The 18,405-nt window shown below is 71.5% G+C and carries 18 protein-coding genes and 2 pseudogenes; 7 read left to right on the plus strand and 13 right to left on the minus strand.

What is annotated here, in order from left to right; all coding sequences use genetic code 11:
- The first annotated feature begins 54 nt into the window (after positions 1 to 54).
- Together ABIE67_RS04450 and sph are read left to right on the plus strand one after the other, a co-directional pair.
- A complete protein-coding gene (locus ABIE67_RS04450) occupies positions 55 to 513 on the plus strand; it encodes a pyridoxamine 5'-phosphate oxidase family protein (protein ID WP_370253443.1) in 459 nt (152 codons plus the stop codon).
- Between the two features lie 70 nt (positions 514 to 583).
- Positions 584 to 1,611 (plus strand): annotated as a pseudogene (gene sph, locus ABIE67_RS04455) (sphingomyelin phosphodiesterase).
- Between the two features lie 28 nt (positions 1,612 to 1,639).
- Here the strand turns inward: sph and ABIE67_RS04460 are convergent.
- The 8 genes and pseudogenes from ABIE67_RS04460 to ABIE67_RS04495 form a co-directional block, all read right to left on the minus strand.
- Positions 1,640 to 2,545 carry an aldo/keto reductase gene (locus ABIE67_RS04460; protein ID WP_370253445.1) on the minus strand — a complete coding sequence of 302 codons (906 nt, stop codon included), beginning with the start codon at positions 2,543 to 2,545 and terminating at the stop codon, positions 1,640 to 1,642.
- Positions 2,546 to 2,594: 49 nt separating this feature from the next.
- A complete protein-coding gene (locus ABIE67_RS04465) occupies positions 2,595 to 3,305 on the minus strand; it encodes a chitinase (protein ID WP_370253447.1) in 711 nt (236 codons plus the stop codon).
- Between the two features lie 237 nt (positions 3,306 to 3,542).
- Positions 3,543 to 6,317 (minus strand): fumarate reductase/succinate dehydrogenase flavoprotein subunit, encoded by a 2,775-nt coding sequence (locus ABIE67_RS04470; RefSeq protein WP_370253452.1) that lies wholly within the window; start codon positions 6,315 to 6,317, stop codon positions 3,543 to 3,545.
- A gap of 147 nt (positions 6,318 to 6,464) precedes the next feature.
- Entirely contained in the window at positions 6,465 to 7,214 is a 750-nt protein-coding gene (locus ABIE67_RS04475) for an ABC transporter ATP-binding protein (RefSeq protein WP_370268184.1), read from the minus strand.
- 41 nt (positions 7,215 to 7,255) lie between these two features.
- A complete protein-coding gene (locus ABIE67_RS04480; RefSeq protein WP_370268189.1) occupies positions 7,256 to 8,008 on the minus strand; it encodes an ABC transporter permease in 753 nt (250 codons plus the stop codon).
- A 92-nt stretch (positions 8,009 to 8,100) separates the two neighbouring features.
- Entirely contained in the window at positions 8,101 to 9,456 is a 1,356-nt protein-coding gene (locus ABIE67_RS04485; protein ID WP_370268193.1) for an ABC transporter substrate-binding protein, read from the minus strand.
- Positions 9,457 to 9,506: 50 nt separating this feature from the next.
- Entirely contained in the window at positions 9,507 to 9,734 is a 228-nt protein-coding gene (locus tag ABIE67_RS04490; RefSeq protein WP_031480193.1) for a ferredoxin family protein, read from the minus strand.
- An 88-nt stretch (positions 9,735 to 9,822) separates the two neighbouring features.
- Positions 9,823 to 10,592, minus strand: a pseudogene (locus ABIE67_RS04495) (GntR family transcriptional regulator).
- A 310-nt stretch (positions 10,593 to 10,902) separates the two neighbouring features.
- Here ABIE67_RS04495 and ABIE67_RS04500 point away from each other — a divergent pair.
- A complete protein-coding gene (locus ABIE67_RS04500) occupies positions 10,903 to 11,343 on the plus strand; it encodes an SPW repeat protein (protein ID WP_370253457.1) in 441 nt (146 codons plus the stop codon).
- A 93-nt stretch (positions 11,344 to 11,436) separates the two neighbouring features.
- On the opposite strand, the gene ABIE67_RS04505 is transcribed toward ABIE67_RS04500, so the two are convergent.
- Positions 11,437 to 12,204 carry an ArsR/SmtB family transcription factor gene (locus ABIE67_RS04505; protein ID WP_370268198.1) on the minus strand — a complete coding sequence of 256 codons (768 nt, stop codon included), beginning with the start codon at positions 12,202 to 12,204 and terminating at the stop codon, positions 11,437 to 11,439.
- Between the two features lie 208 nt (positions 12,205 to 12,412).
- On the opposite strand from ABIE67_RS04505, the gene ABIE67_RS04510 reads away from it, so the two are divergent.
- Complete coding sequence (locus ABIE67_RS04510) at positions 12,413 to 13,024, plus strand: hypothetical protein (RefSeq protein ID WP_370253459.1); 612 nt, start codon at positions 12,413 to 12,415, stop codon at positions 13,022 to 13,024.
- Between the two features lie 44 nt (positions 13,025 to 13,068).
- Here the strand turns inward: ABIE67_RS04510 and ABIE67_RS04515 are convergent, their stop codons facing one another.
- Entirely contained in the window at positions 13,069 to 13,854 is a 786-nt protein-coding gene (locus ABIE67_RS04515; protein ID WP_370253461.1) for a phosphotransferase family protein, read from the minus strand.
- Positions 13,855 to 13,879: 25 nt separating this feature from the next.
- Between ABIE67_RS04515 and ABIE67_RS04520 the strand changes: the two genes are divergently transcribed.
- Together ABIE67_RS04520 and ABIE67_RS04525 are read left to right on the plus strand one after the other, a co-directional pair.
- Positions 13,880 to 14,416 carry a hypothetical protein gene (locus ABIE67_RS04520; protein WP_370253463.1) on the plus strand — a complete coding sequence of 179 codons (537 nt, stop codon included), beginning with the start codon at positions 13,880 to 13,882 and terminating at the stop codon, positions 14,414 to 14,416.
- Between the two features lie 124 nt (positions 14,417 to 14,540).
- Entirely contained in the window at positions 14,541 to 14,804 is a 264-nt protein-coding gene (locus ABIE67_RS04525; RefSeq protein ID WP_370253465.1) for a GlsB/YeaQ/YmgE family stress response membrane protein, read from the plus strand.
- Positions 14,805 to 14,838: 34 nt separating this feature from the next.
- Here the strand turns inward: ABIE67_RS04525 and ABIE67_RS04530 are convergent, their stop codons facing one another.
- Positions 14,839 to 15,783 carry an NAD-dependent epimerase/dehydratase family protein gene (locus tag ABIE67_RS04530; RefSeq protein WP_370253468.1) on the minus strand — a complete coding sequence of 315 codons (945 nt, stop codon included), beginning with the start codon at positions 15,781 to 15,783 and terminating at the stop codon, positions 14,839 to 14,841.
- A gap of 71 nt (positions 15,784 to 15,854) precedes the next feature.
- The gene (locus ABIE67_RS04535; RefSeq protein WP_370253470.1) at positions 15,855 to 16,631 is read right to left on the minus strand and encodes a GNAT family N-acetyltransferase; all 777 of its coding nucleotides are present in this window, start codon (positions 16,629 to 16,631) and stop codon (positions 15,855 to 15,857) included.
- A gap of 180 nt (positions 16,632 to 16,811) precedes the next feature.
- Here ABIE67_RS04535 and ABIE67_RS04540 point away from each other — a divergent pair, with 180 nt between their 5' ends.
- Entirely contained in the window at positions 16,812 to 17,297 is a 486-nt protein-coding gene (locus ABIE67_RS04540; RefSeq protein WP_370253472.1) for a nucleoside deaminase, read from the plus strand.
- A 70-nt stretch (positions 17,298 to 17,367) separates the two neighbouring features.
- On the opposite strand, the gene ABIE67_RS04545 is transcribed toward ABIE67_RS04540, so the two are convergent.
- The gene (locus ABIE67_RS04545) at positions 17,368 to 18,225 is read right to left on the minus strand and encodes a GNAT family N-acetyltransferase (RefSeq protein WP_370253475.1); all 858 of its coding nucleotides are present in this window, start codon (positions 18,223 to 18,225) and stop codon (positions 17,368 to 17,370) included.
- Positions 18,226 to 18,405 lie beyond the last annotated feature (180 nt).

Below are 18,405 nucleotides of genomic sequence, written 5' to 3' on the forward strand. Positions count from 1 at the left end.
AGCCGGACCCCGCGCCCGATCCGCGCCGCCCACTCCCCCGGTACCGTCCCGCCCATGAAGATCACCGAGCCACCCCGTGCCCCCGAGCAGCGCAAGCGCGATCTCCTGGTCCGCCTGGAGAAGGAGATGGACGTCTGGGTGGCCACGGCCGACGCCGACGGGCTGCCGTGTCTGGTGCCGCTCTGGTTCGTGTGGCACGGCGAGTGCCTGTGGCTGGCGACGCGGCTGACCACCCCGACCGGCCGGAACCTGCGCGACGGCGGACGAGCCCGGCTGGCACTCGGGGACACCCAGGACGTCGTACTCGTCGACGGCGACGCGGAGATGTACGCCGCCGACGAGGTGCCGGGCGCCGCGGCCGGGGCGTTTGTCGCGAAGACGGGCTGGGACCCCCGGGCGGACGAGGCGCCGTACGTCTACTTCCGGGTGCGTCCGCGCGGGGTGCAGGCGCGCAACGGCGAGCACGAGATGCGCGGCCGCTATCTCATGCGGGACGGGGTGTGGGTGGTCTGAGCCGGGCGTACCGCTGCCCGACATTCTTTTCACGCACGTGAGTTACCTGGGAGTAATCGCCGGTGGTTTGATGTGCGGCGCCACTCAGCCCCCTCACCCTCAGGGAGATCCAGTGCCGCTCTTCCCGCCGCGCCGCACCCCGGGCGCAGCCCTGCTCGCCCTCGCGCTCGCCACCACCGGGCTCGCGGGTGCGGCGCCCACCGCCGCGGCCGCCGAGCAGGCGCCGCCGCTGCGGGTGCTGTCGTACAACGTCTTTCTCTTCAGCAAGACCCTGTACCCGAACTGGGGCCAGGACCACCGGGCCGCGGAGATCGCGAAGGCGTCCTTCTTCCGCGGGAACGATGTCGTGGTGGTGCAGGAGGCGTTCGACAACGCGTCGTCGGACGCGCTGAAGGCCGCGGTGGCGAGCGAGTATCCCTACCAGACGCCGGTGGTGGGGCGGACCAGGAGCGGCTGGGACGCGACCGGCGGCGCGTACTCGGCGACGACGCCCGAGGACGGCGGGGTCACGATCCTCAGCAAGTGGCCGGTGCTGCGCAAGGAGCAGTACGTGTTCAAGGACGCGTGCGGGGCGGACTGGTGGTCCAACAAGGGTTTCGTGTATGTGGTGTTGAACGTCAGCGGAGCCAGGGTGCACGTCGTCGGCACGCACGCGCAGTCCACCGACCCGGCTGTGACGCCGGTGAGGCGGCGGCGATGCGCAGCCGGCAGTCCAAGGCGATCGACGCGTTCCTCGACGCCAAGAACATCCCGGCGGGCGAGCAGGTGCTGGTCGCCGGTGACATGAACGTCGACTCGCACACGCCGGAGTACGCCTCGATGCTCGCCGACGGCGGGCTGGTGGGGGCCGACGCGCGCACCGGGCACGGGTACTCCTTCGACACGCGGGAGAACTCCATCGCCCGCGACCGCTACCCCGACGACCCGCGCGAGGACCTGGATTACGTCCTGCATCGCGTGGGTCACGTCCGTCCCTCGGTCTGGAAGAACGAGGTCGTCAAGGAGCAGAGCGCGCCCTGGACGGTGTCGAGCTGGGGGACGGACTACACGTACACCAACCTCTCCGACCACTATCCGGTGACCGGATACACGGGCTGAGCGAGGCCGACGACGCGGTGGGCCCGGCTCAACCGGCTTGCTCTCGCGCCGCGTTGAGCCGGGCCAGCTCGTCGGCGGTCAGGCAGAGGGCGCCCGCGGCGACATTCTCGGCCAGGTGGTCGGGGCTGCCGGTGCCGGGGATGGCGAGGACGTGCGGGCCCTGGTGCAGGGTCCAGGCGATGCGCACCTGGGCGGGGCTGACGCCGTGCGCCCGGGCGACGGCGAGGACCTCGTCGTCGTGGGCGGTGGTCGCGCCCCGCTCCCCCGTGTCGCCGGCCACGGCGTAGAACGGCACGAAGGCGATGCCCTGCTCGCCGCACCGGCGCAGGAGTTCGTCGGCCTCGGGGTCGGGCCGGTCGAGCGCGTACCGGTTCTGCACGCTCACCACGGGCGCGATGGCCTGCGCCTCGGCGAGGTGCCGTGGCTCCACGCCGGAGATGCCGAGGTGCCGGACGAGGCCCGCCTCGCGCAGTTCGGCCAGGGCCCCGAAGTGCTCGGCGATGGAGTCCTGCCGCATGCGCCGCAGATACACGACGTCCAGGTGGTCGCGGCCGAGCTGGCGCAGGTTCTCCTCGACGTGGCCGCGCAGTTGGTCGGGGCGGGCCGAGGTCCCCCACTCACCGTAGTAGTCGCGGTAGGGGCCGACCTTGGTGGCGATGACCAGGCCGTCGGGGTACGGCGCCAGCGCGGTGTTGATGAGTTCGTTGGCCGAGCGCAGGGCGGAGAAGTAGAAGGCGGCCGTGTCGATGTGACTGACGCCGAGCTCGATCGCCTTGTGCAGCACGGCGATCGAACGCTCGCGGTCGCTCGGCGTGCCGAAGTGGAAGGCGGCGCTGCCCGTCAGCCGCATCGCGCCGAAGCCGACGCGGCTCACGGTCAGGTCGCCGAGTTCCCAGGTGCCCGCGGCGTCCGCGGTGATCGTTTCGGAGGTCATCGGCGGAGTCTCGCACACGCCTCCGGCACGCAGGGGGGCGCAGTAGGCCTCAGCAGTACAGGTTGCCGCCCGGGGAGACGCCGAGGATCTGGGTGAAGCGCTGGTAGGCGTTCACCCGGCTCTGCACCTGGGCCGGGTTCTTGCCGTCGCACTCCAGGGAGCCGTTGATGCTGCGGATGGTCTGGCCGAAGCCGGCCTGGTTGACCATGGCGTTGTGGGGGGTCATGGTGCCGGGGCCGTTCTGGGTGTTCCAGTACCAGAGGCCGGTCTTCCAGGCGACGGCCGCCTCGTTCTGCACCCGCCAGGGGTTGCCCAGCAGGTCGATGCCGAGTGCGTCGCCCGCCGCCTTGTAGTTGAAGTTCCAGCTGAGCTGGATGGGGCCGCGTCCGTAGTAGGCGGCCTCGCCCGCGGGACAGCCGTACGGCTGGCTGCGGTCGCAGTAGTGGGGGTAGTTGGCCTGGTTCTGCTCGACGATGTGGACCAGGCCGCCGGTCTCGTGGTTGACGTTGGCGAGGAAGGCGGCCGCCTCCTGCTTCTTCACCGTGTCGCTGCCGGTGTTGGCGAAGCCGGGGTAGGCGCTGAGGGCGGCGGTGAGGCCGCTGTAGGTGTAGAACGAATTCCGGTTCGGGAACATCTGGTTGAACTGCGACTCGCTCACGACGAAACCGGCGGCGGACGCGCTCGGGGCCGGCTGGAGCAGCAGCGCGGTGCTTCCCAGGGCGAGAGAGGACAGCAGAGCGGCTATACGGCGGCTCGACACAGGATCAACTCCTTTGCGGAGCACGGCCGCACCCGGACAAGGGCAGGGCGAGCGAAGCAGAGCCTTGTGCGCACGCGCCGACGAGGTCGGCCACGGCGTGGGGGCGGCCGTGGTGGGGGTGTGGAGACACACTCAACCGCTTTGGTCTGTACCAGTCAATGGTGCAGACCAAGCAACCTCAAAGCCGACTGCGGAAGTTGAGGAGGCGGGCGCCGCTTCCCTGACGCGGGCCTGGTCTTATCGCGCCGCTCGGCCCGCGTACGCGCGGACATCGGCGTCGGGGTCGTCGACCGCGGTCGCCAGCGCCGTACGGGCGTCCTGGTGCGCGGTGTGGCGCAACAGGCCGAGCACGGCGGCCTTGCGCACATCCGCGTTGGCGTCCCCCAGCAACCCGGCGAGAGCGGACACGCCGTGGTCCGGCGCGGCCCCGCCGAGGGCGGTCGCGGCACCCGCGCGGACCTGCCAGGCCGGGTCGGTGAGCGCGGCCGTGACGGTGGCGAGGAGTGCGTCGGGGACGCCGAGGACACCCAGGGCTTCGAGGGCCGCGGCCCGTACCAGGACATCGGGGTCGCGGATCAGGCGGGACAGGGCGGCCGACGCGCCTGCGCCCGCTCCCACGGGCCGGTCCAGCGCGATGTGCTGGGCCAGGGCGGCGAAACCGCGCGCCACGCCGACCCGCACCTCGCGCGCGGCCTCCCCGGCCGCCTCGGACAGGGCGTCGACCGCGTCCACCGAGACCAGGGCGCGCACGGCGGCCAGGCGCACCTCGGCCTCCGGGGCGGCCAGGAGCCCGGCGAACAGGGCGGCGTCCCCGAGGCGCAGGGCGCGCAGTACGCCCAGGGCGGCGCTGCGGGCCGTCGGATCCGCCACGGTCAGGGCGGAGACCAGCGCGGCATGCAACTCCGGTTCCGCCGGGAGGACTTCGGCCAGCTCACGCAGCGAGGCGGCGGCCGCGGCCCGCACGTGTCCGTCGCTGTCGGCCAGTGCGGAGGCGAGTGCGGGCCCCGCTCCGGGCGGGGCCGTCTCGGTCAGCACCCTGACGGCCTCCAGACGTACGGCGGCGTCCGGATCCTTCAAGTAAGGCTCCAGTGCCTGGAGTTCGGGCTCCTCCTCCGTGAGTGCGACGAGTTCGAGGAGCCGTTCCCGGCTGGACTCCGAGGCGCCGTGCGTCGCTTCGGTGGAGGGGGTGGCGCCGCCCGGTTCCGCTCCCGCCGCTGCGGGGGGTGCCTCTCGGCGCCCCGCCGTGGCCGTCGGCAGCGGATGCACCTCGCCCAGGTGCCGCGAGTCGCCACCGACGGGGGTGAACTCGGTGACCGGAACGAGGTAGGGGGCGACGGGACGCACCGTGAACTCCATCGCTCCGGTCGGGCTCTTGCGCAGGTCGAGGTGGTGCAGCCAGTCCGTGTCGTCCCGCTGGGGATGGTCCAGGCGCTCGTGGTAGAGGCCCCAGCGGGACTCGGTGCGGGCGAGGGAGGACCGGGCCGCCATCTCCGCGCAGTCGCGGATGAACGAGACCTCGGCGCAGCGCATCAGTTCGTGCGGTGTCCGCGCACCCATCTCGGCGATCTCGTCCCGCATCCGCTCGAAGTGCTCCAGCGCCAGGGAGAGCCGGGCACCGCTCTTGGGCGGGGAGACGTAGTCGTTGACGAAGCGGCGCAGCTTGTACTCGACCTGGGGCTGGGCGGGGCCGTCGGGGTTGCCCAGTGGCCGGTAGATCAACTCGTGGGCTTCGGCAAGCTGTTCGCGCGGCAGCTCGCCCTGGTACGCCGTGTACTGGGCGGCGTCCTCGCCCGCCAGGTCGCCGTAGACGAACGCCCCGATCATGTAGTTGTGCGGGACGCAGGCCAGGTCGCCCGCCGCGTACAGGCGGGGGACGGTGGTGCGGGCGTGGTCGTCGACCCGTACGCCCGAAGCCGAGTGCCCGCCGCACAGGCCGATCTCGGAGATGTGCATCTCCACGTCGTGGGTGCGGTAGTCGTGGCCGCGGCCGGAGTGGAAGGTGCCGCGGGTGGGGCGCTCGGTGGAGTGCAGGATCGACTCCAGCGCCGAGATGGACTCCTCGGGCAGATGGCTGAGCTTGAGGTAGACCGGGCCCCGGTCGGAGGCGACCTCGGCGGCGAACTCCGCCATCATCTGGCCGGACCAGTAGTCGGAGTCGACGAACCGCTGCCCGTGCCGGTTGACCTGGTAGCCGCCGAACGGGTTGGCGACATAGGCGCAGGCCGGGCCGTTGTAGTCCTTGATGAGCGGGTTGATCTGGAAGCACTCGATGCCGGTGAGTTCGGCGCCCGCGTGGTACGCCATCGCGTAGCCGTCGCCCGCGTTGGTCGGGTTCTCGTACGTCCCGTACAGGTAGCCGCTCGCGGGCAGCCCCAGCCGGCCGCAGGCACCGGTCGCGAGGATGACGGCACCCGCCCGCACGGTCACGAAGTCACCGGTGCGCGTGTTGAAGGCGGCGGCGCCGACCGCCTTGCCGTCCGCGGTCAGGACCCGCACCGGCATCAGCCGGTTCTCGATGCGGATCCGCTCGCGGTTCTCCCGCCGGCGCAACTGCCGGTAGAGGACCTTCTTGACGTCCTTGCCCTCGGGCATGGGCAGCACGTACGAGCCCGAGCGGTGCACCTGGCGGACCGCGTACTCGCCGTGCTCGTCCTTCTCGAACTTCACCCCGTACGACTCCAGCCGCTGCACCATCTCGAAGCCCCGGGTGGCCGTCTGACGGACCGTCGACTGGTCGACGATGCCGTCGTTGGCGCGGGTGATCTCCGCGACGTAGTCGTCCGGTTCCGCCCGGCCGGGGATGACGGCGTTGTTGACGCCGTCCATGCCCATCGCCAGCGCCCCGGAGTGCCGTACATGGGCCTTCTCCAGCAGCAGCACGGACGCACCACGCCCGGCGGCGGTCAGCGCGGCCATCGTGCCGGCGGTGCCACCGCCGATCACCAGGACGTCGCAGGTCAGCTCCTCGGCAGAGTCGAGGGCGGGGATCTCCGTCAGGAGCGCGGGGGTCATGGCAGTGGTGCCTTTCGGGGCGTGCGGGCGGCCGAGGGGGCTCGGGGTATGGGCCGGGGGAAGAGTGGGACGGGGAGGCCGGGGGGTGGGCGTATGGGCCCAGGCTCGGACGTGTGGGCCGTGGGCGGGCGTATGGGCCAGGGGCGCTCAGGGCGTGCGGGGGCCCAGGGAGTCGAGGATGTCGTGGCGCAGGGCCACGGTCGCGAGGTCGTCGCGGGCGCCTCGGTCGCGGGGCCGGGCCACCGGCCGGACCCCGGTGACGCCGCCCGCGCCGAGCAGTGCGACCCGGTCGCCGAGGAACAGGGCCTCGTCCACGTCGTGGGTGACGAAGACGACGGTGGCGCCCGTCCCCCGCAGGACCTCCACCAGCAACTGCTGCATGCCGGCCCTGGTCTGGGCGTCCAGGGCACCGAACGGCTCGTCCATGAGGACGGCGCGCGGCTGCCCGGCGAGGGCGCGGGCGAGCTGGACGCGCTGCCGCTGGCCTCCGGAGAGGCGGTGCGGCAACTGGCGCTCCAGACCGGCGAGTCCGACCCGGTCCAGCCACTCCTCGGCCCGGGCCCTGCGCTCGGCGCGGCCCACTCCTCTGATGGCCAGCGGCAGTTCGACGTTCGCGCGTGCCGTACGCCATGGCAGCAGCGCGTCCTCCTGGAAGACCAGGGCCCGGTCCGCACCGGGGCCCGTGACGGGCTGCCCGTCCTGGGTGACGTGCCCGGCGAGCGCGGGCAGCAGCCCGGCCAGGGTCCGCAGCACGGTGGACTTCCCGCACCCGGACGGGCCGACGACGGTCAGGATCTCGCCCGGGGCGGCTTCGAGATCCACCCCGTGCAGCACGGATGCACCCGGCCGTCCGAGTTCCGCGTCGGTGAGGCCGATCCGGGCCCCGGCGGCGGGCAGGCCGGTCCGTGAGGCGGTGGTGGCGATGTCTGTTTCCGTGCTCACGACGTGGCACTCCCCTCGCGCCGAGGCAGCCAGTGCGTCAGCCTGCGTCCCAGGAGTTCCACCACGGTGGAGGTCAGCCAGCCGAGCAGGCCGATGCTGACGATGCCGGTGAACACGCCCGGGTAGTCGATAACGGTGTAGTCCTGCCAGGTGCGGTAGCCGATCCCGTACTCGCCGGAGATCATCTCCGCCGAGATCACACAGATCCACGACACGCCGATCCCGACCGACAGCCCTCCGAAGATCCCGGGCAATGCGCCGGGCAGGACCACGGAGACGAGCACCCGCCGGCGTCCGCCGCCCATGGTGAGGACGGCCTCCTCCCACACCGGGGCCAGTGCGCGCACCGCGTGCCGGGTGGCGACGAGCACCGGGAAGAAGGCGGCGGTGCAGGTGATGAAGACGATGCCCTGCTCGTTGCTGGGGAAGAGCAGGATCGCCACGGGTACCAGCGCGATGGCGGGGACGGGCCGCAGCACCTCCAGGACCGGCCCGATCAGGTCCGCGGCCCAGCGGGTGCGGCCGACGGCCACGCCCGCGGCGACGCCGAGCACCGCCGCGAGCAGGAATCCGGTCACGATCCTGCGCAGACTGTCGACGACGTCCTGCCAGTACGCGCCGTCGCCGAGCCGCTGCCCGAACTCCCGGGCCACGTCGGTGACGGACGGGAACTGGTCGAAACGCAGCCACAGTTGCACGTCGAGCGTGGTCAGCAGCTGCCACAGCGCGAGGGCCGCGATCAGCGACAGGGCGCGTACGAGGGGCCGGACCCCGGCCGTGCGCCGACCGGCGGCGGGTGGCGGCCCCGCGGACGCCTTCTTCGGCGGGGCGGTCACCACGGTCACGACGCCTGCTCCAGTGCGGTGGCGTAGGAGACGGTGCGGGCGCCGGGGTGCGCCTGGGTGTACGCGCGGGCGGCGGAGGGGGTGACGAAGGGCTGGAGCTCCTTGCCGTCCTGGACCCAGACGGCCCGGTCCGCGTACCAGCGGGTGCCGTTGGTGGCGTCCGGCACGTATGCGGCGCGCACCTCGTTCCTGTGCCCGGCGACGAACTTCAGCAGTGCGGTGGGTGAGCCGAAGGGACGGGTGGTCTCCTCGCCCTTGACCCACACCTCGCTGCGCGAGGGCTCGGGGGTGGCGGCGAGCCGCCCGGCGTACTCCTTGCCGTAGGCCCTCTTGATCGGGCCGTCGTCGACGAACGAGTCGACGTCCACGTCGCCGACGAGCTTCGCCGAGCGCAGCACCGGTACGTCCTTCTTCAGCGCGGTGACGAGCTGCGGCTTGAGGGCCGGGTCGAAGGTGGCGATGCCGCCGCTGCCGTTGTAGAGGTAGACGACCTCGGGGGGCAGTCCGGTGGCCTTGCCGACCTTCTCGGCGGCCTGCACCGGGTGGTCGTTCAGGTAGTGCGTCGCGTCGATCTGCGCGGCGAGGAAGGCGTCGAGCACCTTGGGGCGCTGCTCGGCGAAGTCCTCGCGGACCGTCACTCCGTGGAAGGTCGGCAGGTTGAGTTCCGCGCCGTCGTACAGGGCCTTCGCCTTGCCCTGGAAGGCCAGCAGCCCGGGCCAGGCCACGAACTGCGAGAGGGCGTCGACGCTGCCTGCCTGCAGGGCCGAAGCCCCCACGGCCGGCTGCTGGTTGAGCTTGCGGATGTCCTTGTTCGGGTCGAGCCCGGCGCGCTGGAGTGCCCGTACGAGGGTCCCGTCGGCGGCCGAACCGACGCTGGTGGACACGTTCTTGCCCTTCAGGTCCTTCAGCGAGCCGAGCTTCGACCGCGGGGCCGTCACCACGGTGTTGAGGGCGCCGCGCAGGTTGTACCCGGTGACCGACACGAGCCGGGTGGGGCGGTTCAGCTGCTTGCCGCGGGCGGCGTTGATGAGCAGCGGGAAGTCACCCATCGACCCGATGTCGATCTTCCCCGCGGTCATCTGCGCGGTGATGGGCGCGCCCGTGGCGTAGTCCTGCCACTCGACCTTGTAGGAGATGCCGTCGCGTTTGCCCTGGGCGGCGAGTTCGCGCTCGAAGTAGCCGAGGGAGCGCAGCAGGGTGCCGGCGGTGACGGTGTTGATGGTCTTGGACTGGTAGCCGACGGTCACGGTGACGTGGGTGGCGTCGCCGGCCGAGGCGTCGCCGCCACAGCCGGTGACGAGGGTGCCGAGAAGGGCGGCCGCGAGCAGGGCGGCGGGAGTCGTGCGTTTCATGCGGGTGGTGCGGGTCGTCGTGCTCGTGCGTTTCATCGGGAGTGGGCCTTTCACCGCAGCAGGTAGGGCATGTTGACCGTGACGGCCCCGGTGGGGCAGCGGGCGGCACACGGGCCGCAGTACCAGCACTCGTCCACGTGCATGTACGCCTTGCCGCTGTCGGGGTTGATCGCCAGGGAGTCCAGCGGACACATGTCGACACAGAGCGTGCAGCCGTCGATGCACTTCGACTCGTCGACGGTCACGGGCACGTCGGCCCGCTGGGGCACCAAGGGCATGGCTGTCTCCAGTGAGGTACTGCGAGGGGTGAGAGAAACGCTGCGCGGATCGCGGGGCGTTGTCAGACCGAACGGCGCGGCGACGCGCTCATACGGACCGGCGCAACAGCCCGCTCATCGCGATCCGGTCCCCGCGGAACCGGATGAACTCCAGGTCCACGGGCCTGCCGTCGCACAGGTGGGTGAGGCGCTCCAGCATCAGCACGGCGGTGCCGCGCGGTGCCTGGAGCACGGTGGCGGAGTGCGCGTCGGCGTTGACGGCCTCCAGCGTGATCTCGGCGTGCCCGAGCGGTTGCCCGGTGATCTGCTCCAGCAACCGGAAGACGTCGGTGTTCTCCAGGTCGGCGCCGATGAGCTCGCTGCCGATGTCCAGCGGCAGATAGGTGAGATCGAGGGAGAGCGGCAGCCCGTTCAGTTTGCGGAGCCGCTCGACGTAGAGGACGTCGGTGCCGGTGGGCAGCCGCAGTCGCTCGGCCACGGGTGCGGGGGCGGCGACGGGCCCCATGGTGCGGACCTCGTTGGTGACCCGGCCGTGTTCCCGCAGGGTCTCCGCGAGTCCCATCAGCCGGTCGAGACCGTGCGAGTACTTCTCGGCGACGACGACGGTGCCGACGCCGGGCAGCCGCTCGACGAGCTGCTCGGCGCGCAGCAGGTCCAGTGCGTGCCGGACGGTGTTCCGGGACACCTGGTAGTCGGCCGCGAGGACGTCCTCGTGGGGCAGGGCGCCCCCGGGAAACCCCCGGTCAGGACGAGGTGCCGCAGCAGGTCCGCGAGCTGTCGCGCCCGGTCGGCACGCAACCGCCGGCGGCGGGCCGCGGCGAGCGGCGCGGTGTGCTCGCGGGTTCGTTCGGCTGGCATGCGGTGACCATACCGACGGTTCCCGCCCAGTGGTGTTGCTGAATCATTGCGCCACCTGAGTCCCCTTCACCTGGCGGCTGACCTGCTGTTCCCTGAGACTCCGGCCAGGTTTCGCCACTATGCCCGCAGCTGGGCGCCGGACGCGGACGATCCGCTGACGCCCGGAGGCTCTCGAAGAGCGAGTCCGCTTACATCGTCATGAACCCGACGAGCTCTACACATAAAGAAGAAATAAGCGCAGAATGTGCCTAGGCGGCGCCAACCGCACACCGCACCAGACGCGGTCAGGCCAAGTCAAAGGAGACGAGTCATGGCCAACGTCTCGCCCACCCGAGGTGACATAACCAGCCATCCCGACGCACCAGAAATGCGGGACCGCTACGCCCGCATGCTCGGCGGTCGCGATGTGGCGCTCGTGGACGGACCGGTGTTCCTGCTCGGTCTGTACTGCGCCGTATCCCCCTGGATACTCCACTACACGACGAGCCAGCCCGCACTCGTGACCCACAACCTCATCATGGGTATCGCGATCGGCCTGCTGGCCCTCGGATTCACCCGGGCTCCGGACCGCATGTACGGCCTGAGCTGGGCCTTCTGCGCGATGGGAGTCTGGATGATCATCGCGCCATGGATCGTCGGCGACAGCCCGGACGCCGGCGTCGTCGTGAACAACATCATCATCGGCGCGCTGGCCCTGTGCCTGGGGATGCTGTGCGCCGGCACGGCGGCGAAGAGCGCCCCGAGGCCGTAGCGGCACATCGGAGAGGAGACTCGTCGGCCGGTCCGCACCCGCGGGCCGGCCTTCCCCTGCCCCTCCCCGCCTCCTGCCCCTCCCCATCCCTGTTCAGCGGGTCGGCATCAGCCATGGCTCCTGGGGCAGCACATGGCCGGTCTCCAGCAGCGACTTGAGGTTGGACAGCACGGCCGGCCAGCCGGACGACACATCGGCGCGCGCACTCTCGTCCGGCAGGTCCTCGTGGGTGACCGTAAGCCGGACGATCTCGGCGTGCTGCTGGATGTCGAAGGTGACCCTGGAGTACTTGTCCTCCTGTCCTTCCTCGTCCGGCGCCGCCCAGGTGGTGACCAGCCGGCTCGGCCGCTCGCTCTCCACGACGGTGCCGACCACGTCGGCGACCCCCGAACCATCCGTACGGACATGCTCCCAGCGGGAGCCGGCACGCCAGTCCGAGACATTGCTGTGGCCCCAGTAGGCGGCGGTCAGATCGGCGTCGGTGAGCGCGTCCCAGACCTTCTCGGGCGTGCTCTCGACATAGGTGACGTACACGAATGCGGGCTTGTCGGTCATGGCTTCCTCAGCTCGTCGTTTCACGGCCCCGAGCACACGCAGGCGCGGGCTCTCGAACTTGTCGATCCACCGCTCCTGGATCTCGTGGAGCGGGACCGGATTGAGGTAGTGCAGCTTTTCCCGCCCCCGCCGCACCGTGCCGACCAGGTTGGCGGCCTCCAGGACGGCCAGATGCTGGGTCACCGACTGGCGGGCCATGCCGATGCCGGTGCACAGCTCCCCCAGCGTCTGCCCGTTGTCCTCGTGCAGCCGGTCCAGGAGCCGTCTGCGCGTCTCGTCGGCCAGCGCCTTGAAGACCTTGTCCATCCCGGAGTCGCTCTCTGATCGCACACTCAACGTTATGCAGGTAAATACCTGCATGTCAATCGGCATTGTTCTGCACTGTTCAGTGTTGTTTTTCCGTTTTGAGACATATATGCCGAACGACTGTTACATGACGTACGGGAACCCTTGACGGGCGGTCCGTAGCTTCGAACAGGTCGAAACGAACCCCCATCGAAGGAACGACTCACCGATGCGTGCTCCCCGCACCCTGCGCACCGCCCTCGTCGCCACCGGTGTCACCACCGCACTGGGCATCTCGGCCGCCGGCGCCTTCGCCATCGACGCGCCCGCCGCCAAGTCCGGCACCTCCGCGGCCCCCCGCTCCAAGGCCCAGCGCCTCTACGTGCAGACGGTGAAGCTCGCGGACCACGTCAGCCGCGCGAAGGTCTACAAGACCGGCAAGGACCGCTACGAGGCGGAGATCTGGGCCAAGGACGTGAGGTACGGGGCCCTGTACACCCAGGGCAGGGCCGCGTACGCCCAGAACAACGGGCTGCACATCACCCTCCACCCGGACGGCAAGGTCACGTCCTGGGTCGACCGGGCCAAGCCGAAGCCCGAGCCGGTCGTCCAGCGCGTCCTGGTCGGCACCGCGACCCTGGCGGACGGGACGACGACGGCGAAGCTCTACCGGGTGACCGCGGATCACCACGAGGCCGACATCCTCTCGGACGGCGTACGGCTGGAAACCCTCGTCACCGATGGCCAACGCGCCGCCTACGGCGAGAACAACGGGCTGCACGTCGCCCTCCACCCGGACGGCCGGTTGACCTCCTGGGTCGACGAGGCCCCGGCGACCTGACACCCCCGCACGCACACGTGGGCGGGGTCAGGGGGTGAGAGGCGTCAACGCAGGAAGACGCCCAGCTCGCGCCGGTGTTCCGCCACCCATGCGTAGGCGTTCCGCACCCCGTCCACCACGCCGCTCTCCCGCAGCCTCACCATGGCCGGCTCACCGCGTACGGCACCGTCCTCGATGCCCCTCCAGCAGCGGTCCTGCCACCACAGGATCACGTCGACGATCCGCTCACGGCCGCTGCCCGGCCCGTACGCGTCGCAGACGAGCGCGATCCGCCGGGCCGTGTCGAGCACATCGGTGATGCCGGGCCCCAGATCGAGGTACTGCCAGCAGACATGGGCGAGGTCGTGGACCCGCTCGCCGGGCGCGGCCATGTCCCAGTCGATGAAGGCGGTCGCCCACCAGTCGGCGCCGTCCACCGCGTAGACCGTGTTCTTCGGGGCGAGATCGTTGTGGCACACGACGTCCTGGTCACCGGCCAGCGGAGTGCCGTGCGTCATGTCGTGCAGGGCGCGGACGAGTTGAGCCACCCGCACGAGCCCCGCGTCCGAGCCCGCCGCGGCCCGCTCCCGAGACGTGAGGGCCGCACGCCCCTCCAGGTATCCGAACACCTCCCGCCCCCGCCCGTCGGTCCCGATGTACCGCGGGGCCCCTTCCCACCCCCGGTGCTCCAGGTGCGTGAGCAACTCCCGTACATACCCCGACCGTTCGTGCGGTGTACGCCGCACGGTCGTCCCGACGCGCACGACCTCGTTGACGGCTCCGCCGCCGAGCACCCGCTCCTCCACCCGCACCTCCGCGATCAGCCCAGCCCAAAAGCACTCGCCAAGCATGCCCGCCCCCGGGCACGCTTCCCGTATGGATCATGCGGAGGTACTGCTCATCGGGGGAAGGGCGGGGGTCGGGAAAACCACGGTCGGCTGGGAGGTATCGGCCCGGCTGCGGGCGGCGCGGGTCGCGCACGCGGTGATCGACGGCGACTTCATGGGTGCCGTCCATCCGGCACCGCCCGGCGACCCGAGCCGAGCGAGCATCACCGAGCGGAACCTGACTGCCGCGTGGGGGAACTACGCCGCGCTCGGGTACCGGCGCCTCGTCTACACGAACACCGTGGCCGTGCTCGACGACGCCGCGCCCATGTTCCGCCGGGCCATGGGGGACGGCGTGCGCCTCGTCCGCGTCCTGCTCACCGCCACCGACGAGACCGCCGAGCAGCGCCTGACCGGGCGCGAGCTGGGCTCCGAGTTGGAGCACGAGGTGCGCGGCAGTGCACGCAAGGCGCGGCTCCTGGAGGAGCGGGCGCCCGCGGACGTGGTGCGGGTGGTCACCGACGGCCGTGCCGTCATCGACATCGCCACCGAGGTCGTGTCCGCCACCGGGTGGGCCGCCGGTTGACGCGAAGCCACCGATCGGCGCGGAGCCGCAGATTGAAGCGGAGCCACAGGTTGAAGCGGAACGGACTGTCCCTCTCCCCAGGGGGAACTCGAACCTGTGCGGGGACAGGAGGAAGAGGGGCGAAATGGAGATCTCCGGCATCATCAGTGCCATAGTGATCGGCATCATCATCGGTGTGCTCGGACGTCTCGTGGTTCCGGGACGTCAGCGCATCGGGGTCCTGTGGACCATCCTCGTCGGCATCGTGGCCGCGCTCATCGGTTCGGCGATCGCGGCCGGACTCGACGTGGCCGACACCGACGGCGTCGACTGGGTCGAGTGGCTCATCCAGATCGGCCTGGCCGCCCTGGGCGTAGTCGCACTGGACCGGGCGAAGGCGCACCGCTGACGTGTGACCGAGGACACGAGAGACGGCGTGACGTTCAAGCGGGTCCCACGGCGGCCCGCATCGCGGCGAGGCCGTCGCGGGCCGCCGGGTGGGCGGGCGTCCAGCCGAGCTCCCGCTCCGCCTTCGCCGTGGAGACCCGCAGCGTCGACGTCATGATGGTGTGCGCGTACGACATGGGCCGCATCAGCCACAGCGGTACGGTCATCGGCTTGGGCAGCCCGAACTCCTCGGCCACGCACCGGACATGGGTCCCGAAGCCCATCGGGGTGCTGTCGGCGATGTTGTACGCCTGACCGGTGCGCCCGCGTTCGACGGCGGCGACGACCGCGCGGGCCGCGTCGGTGAGCTCGATCCAGGGCAGGACCCGGCCGTGGTCGGCGGGGAGGGGCAGTTGCCGCTTGCGCAGCATGGACAGGAGGGCGTCCGTGCCGCCGGGGCCGTAGAACAGGCCGAAGCGCAGTGCGATGCCCTCCAACCCCGAGGTACCGAAGGTGAGTTGTTCCTTGACGCGCATCCCCGCGAGGTGCCGCTCCAGCTCCGGGGTGCCGCCGCGTGGGCCGAACGGGTCGTCCTCGGTGATCACCCGGCCGCCGTGGTCGCCGTAGCCGTATCCGAAGACCATCGACTCGGCCATGAAGCGCCGGGCGCCGGTGGCCTGCGCGGCCTCGATCAGATGGGCGGTGCCCTCGGTGCGCAGCGCGTCGGTGGCGTACATGTCGCGGTGCCGCATGGGCGGCTTGCGCAGCGCGGTCGCGGCGTGGATCACCGTGTCGAAGTGGTGGCCGTCGACGGCGCGCAGCAGCGCGTCCCGGTCCATCAGGTTGGCCTGGACGTCGTTGCGCGGGCCGCGGCCGAGGCCGGTGACCTTGTGACCCGCCTCGGTCAGGGCACGGGTGATGTGCCGGCCGAGGACGCCGCCGGCGCCCGCGAGGAGGATGCTCCGGCTCTGGCTGCTCTCGTGGCTCTGGTTCGTCGTCATGCCCCTGCGACGAGTCGGGCGGGCACGGATGTGACATCCCGGCGGAGGACGCACCTACGGCATGCTGCCCGCTACGGCGTGTACACGTACGGCGTCGTCGTGGTCAGGGGCTCGAAGCCGAGCCGCTCCAGGATGGGACGGCTCGTGCTCATGGCGTCGACCTGGAGGTACCGGTAGCCACGGGCCGCGGCGGCGCGGGCGCGGTGGGCGACCAGGGCGCGGTAGATACCGCGGCCCCGCCAGCCCTCGACGGTCCCGCCGCCCCACAGCCCGGCGAACCGCGCCCCCGGCACGAGTTCCATCCGGGCGGCGCTCACCGGAGTGTCACCGGCCAGCGCGACGACCGCGACCACCGTGTCCGGGGCAGCCGTGAGCTGGGCGAGCAGCTGGTGCCGCCACCGGGTGCCGTCGGTGCCGAAGGCCTTCTCGTGCACGTCGGCGACGAGATCGACGCCCGCCCGGTCGGTCACGGGGAGGATGCGGATGCCGTCCGGTGTCGCGGCGTCCAGGGTCAGGCCGGCGACCTCGCCGACCATCAGCGTCTCCTCGGGCTCGGCCGTGAAGCCGGCGTCCCTGAGCCGCCGCCCGAGGTCCACCGGGAGGTCATGGCCGTAGAGCTTCCACTCGAACTCTCGGTCCAGTCGGGAGAAGTGGGCGATCTGTTCGGCGATCGCCCTGTCTGCGCCCGCCTCGTCCAGGTCGGACCACACGACGCCGTTCCAGCCGTGTGCGGACGACACCTGGCGCACGATCCCGCCCGTCCGCTCCACCAGTGCGTCGGGGCCGTCCGGCCGCGCGCCTTCACGCATGTCCCGGTCGAAGAGGGCGAGCACCGCGGCATGATCCATGGCAGCACCCCATCACCGCCCCACCCGCACGACAACCCATTTACGACCGGACCGCGCCTCCGGCCGCACCGGCGTCGCCGGGTGACTCCGTCTCGCTCGGCCGTGTGCACGCCATTCCGGCCGTGCGTCGGCGAACCTGGGGTGTACAGAGAAGATCGCGCCGTGAGGAGGCCGTACACGATGGTCGTGAAGGACACCGAACTGCCGTATCTGCGCCGCTGCGTCGCGCTGGCGACCGAGGCGCTGGAGGCCGGGGACGAGCCGTTCGGGTCGGTGCTGGTGGGGGCGGACGGCGAGGTTCTCGCCGAGGACCACAACCGGGTGGCCTCGGGCGACCGTACCCGGCACCCCGAGTTCGAGCTGGCCCGCTGGTCCGCCGCCCGGCTGACGCCCGAGGAGCGGGCGGCCGCGACGGTGTACACCTCCGGCGAGCACTGCCCGATGTGCGCGGCCGCGCACGCCTGGGTGGGGCTGGGACGCATCGTGTACGTCGCCTCGTCGGAGCAGCTGACCGGCTGGCTGTCCGAGCTCGGGCTGCCGGCCCCGCCGGTCCGGCCGCTGCCGGTCCAGGAGGTCGCGCCGGGCGTGGCCGTGGAGGGGCCGGTGCCCGCGCTGACGGAGGACGTCCGCGCGCTGCACTTCCGTTTCCACGGACGGCGGAGCTGACCGGGCAACCGGTGTCGGCCGCCGTACCGTCCCGGCCCGACGCGAGATCCAGGGGACGTCCGCGACCCCGCTAGCCGAGTTCCAGCGTGGTGACGCCGAAGACGCGCTCTTGGGCGTACGGCCGCACCGGGCCCGTGTACATCCGGGCGGTTTCGAAGGAGGGGGTGAAACCGGCCGCCTCGGCGAGAGCTACGCCCGCCGGGTTGTTCTCGGGCACGTCGATGGCGATCGGGCGGCCGGCGGCCTCCGCGGCCAGGGCGGCGAACAGGGCTTGAGCGTCCTCGGCGGTGTCGGCGAAGAGCGGGCCGATCCGCGGGCAGTCGTGGGCGGGGCGGAGCACGCCGTAGCCGGTGACGCGGCCGCCGGCGCGGCGGACCACGGCGTGGTGTCCGGGGCCGGTGAGCCAGTGCGCGAGGAAGCGGGGGCGGTCGGCGGGCGTGCAGGCGGCGTCGTACGCGGTGATGTCCTCGACGTCCTCGGGCCGTACGGCCCGGATGTCCGCCGGGGCCTGGGCCGCGGGGACGGTTCCGGTGAACCGGATGGTCCGGTGGGCGGACTCGAAGCCCGAGCGGCGGTAGTTGTCCTGCTGGGCGACGACGCCGTCGAGGCCGGTCGTGCGGTTCCCGGCGTGGGCCAGGGCGGTCTTCCAGGTGGTCAGGCCGTGGCCGCGGCCACGCAGGTCGGGCCGGACCAGGTAGTGGCCGAGGAAGGCGTATTCGGTGCCGTAGGTGACGACCGAGATCGCCGAGACGACCTCGCCGTCGATCCGGCCGAGGAAGAACCCGTCAGGATCCTGCTCGTGGAACGCCGCCGCGTCGGCGAGGCCCGGGTTCCAGCCCTCGTCGGCGGCCCACCCCCTGACGACCGCCGACCAGTCGTCGAGGCCGGCACGAGTGACGACGAGGTCTTCGGGGGCCGGAGAGGCCATGGGTTGCGCTCCATTCCGTGGGGGTCCGCGTGCGCACGGTGATCGCCGTGCACGCAGCATCCTTTCGGATCTTCGGGGCGGGCGTCACGGTGCGATCAAGCCGTTGAGGCGTTGCCGGGGGGCATGGCTGAACGGATGTGCGCATGACGGAGGCCCCACCGACCGCCCGGTGGGGCCTTC

It is taken from the genome of Streptomyces sp. V4I8 (genome assembly GCF_041261225.1).
Taxonomy (GTDB): domain Bacteria; phylum Actinomycetota; class Actinomycetes; order Streptomycetales; family Streptomycetaceae; genus Streptomyces.

Excerpts from the sequence above, each read along its gene's own strand:
- ABIE67_RS04510 (WP_370253459.1), top strand. The coding sequence starts at position 12,413 with ATGCGTGCTCCCCGCACCCTGCGCACCGCCCTCGTCGCCACCGGTGTC.
- ABIE67_RS04490 (WP_031480193.1), bottom strand. The coding sequence starts at position 9,734 with ATGCCCTTGGTGCCCCAGCGGGCCGACGTGCCCGTGACCGTCGACGAG.
- ABIE67_RS04515 (WP_370253461.1), bottom strand. The coding sequence starts at position 13,854 with ATGCTTGGCGAGTGCTTTTGGGCTGGGCTGATCGCGGAGGTGCGGGTG.
- ABIE67_RS04500 (WP_370253457.1), top strand. The coding sequence starts at position 10,903 with ATGGCCAACGTCTCGCCCACCCGAGGTGACATAACCAGCCATCCCGAC.
- ABIE67_RS04485 (WP_370268193.1), bottom strand. The coding sequence starts at position 9,456 with ATGAAACGCACGACTCCCGCCGCCCTGCTCGCGGCCGCCCTTCTCGGC.
- ABIE67_RS04530 (WP_370253468.1), bottom strand. The coding sequence starts at position 15,783 with ATGACGACGAACCAGAGCCACGAGAGCAGCCAGAGCCGGAGCATCCTC.
- ABIE67_RS04470 (WP_370253452.1), bottom strand. The coding sequence starts at position 6,317 with ATGACCCCCGCGCTCCTGACGGAGATCCCCGCCCTCGACTCTGCCGAG.
- ABIE67_RS04525 (WP_370253465.1), top strand. The coding sequence starts at position 14,541 with ATGGAGATCTCCGGCATCATCAGTGCCATAGTGATCGGCATCATCATC.
- ABIE67_RS04460 (WP_370253445.1), bottom strand. The coding sequence starts at position 2,545 with ATGACCTCCGAAACGATCACCGCGGACGCCGCGGGCACCTGGGAACTC.
- ABIE67_RS04520 (WP_370253463.1), top strand. The coding sequence starts at position 13,880 with ATGGATCATGCGGAGGTACTGCTCATCGGGGGAAGGGCGGGGGTCGGG.
- ABIE67_RS04545 (WP_370253475.1), bottom strand. The coding sequence starts at position 18,225 with ATGGCCTCTCCGGCCCCCGAAGACCTCGTCGTCACTCGTGCCGGCCTC.
- ABIE67_RS04450 (WP_370253443.1), top strand. The coding sequence starts at position 55 with ATGAAGATCACCGAGCCACCCCGTGCCCCCGAGCAGCGCAAGCGCGAT.
- ABIE67_RS04540 (WP_370253472.1), top strand. The coding sequence starts at position 16,812 with ATGGTCGTGAAGGACACCGAACTGCCGTATCTGCGCCGCTGCGTCGCG.
- ABIE67_RS04505 (WP_370268198.1), bottom strand. The coding sequence starts at position 12,204 with ATGGACAAGGTCTTCAAGGCGCTGGCCGACGAGACGCGCAGACGGCTC.
- ABIE67_RS04535 (WP_370253470.1), bottom strand. The coding sequence starts at position 16,631 with ATGGATCATGCCGCGGTGCTCGCCCTCTTCGACCGGGACATGCGTGAA.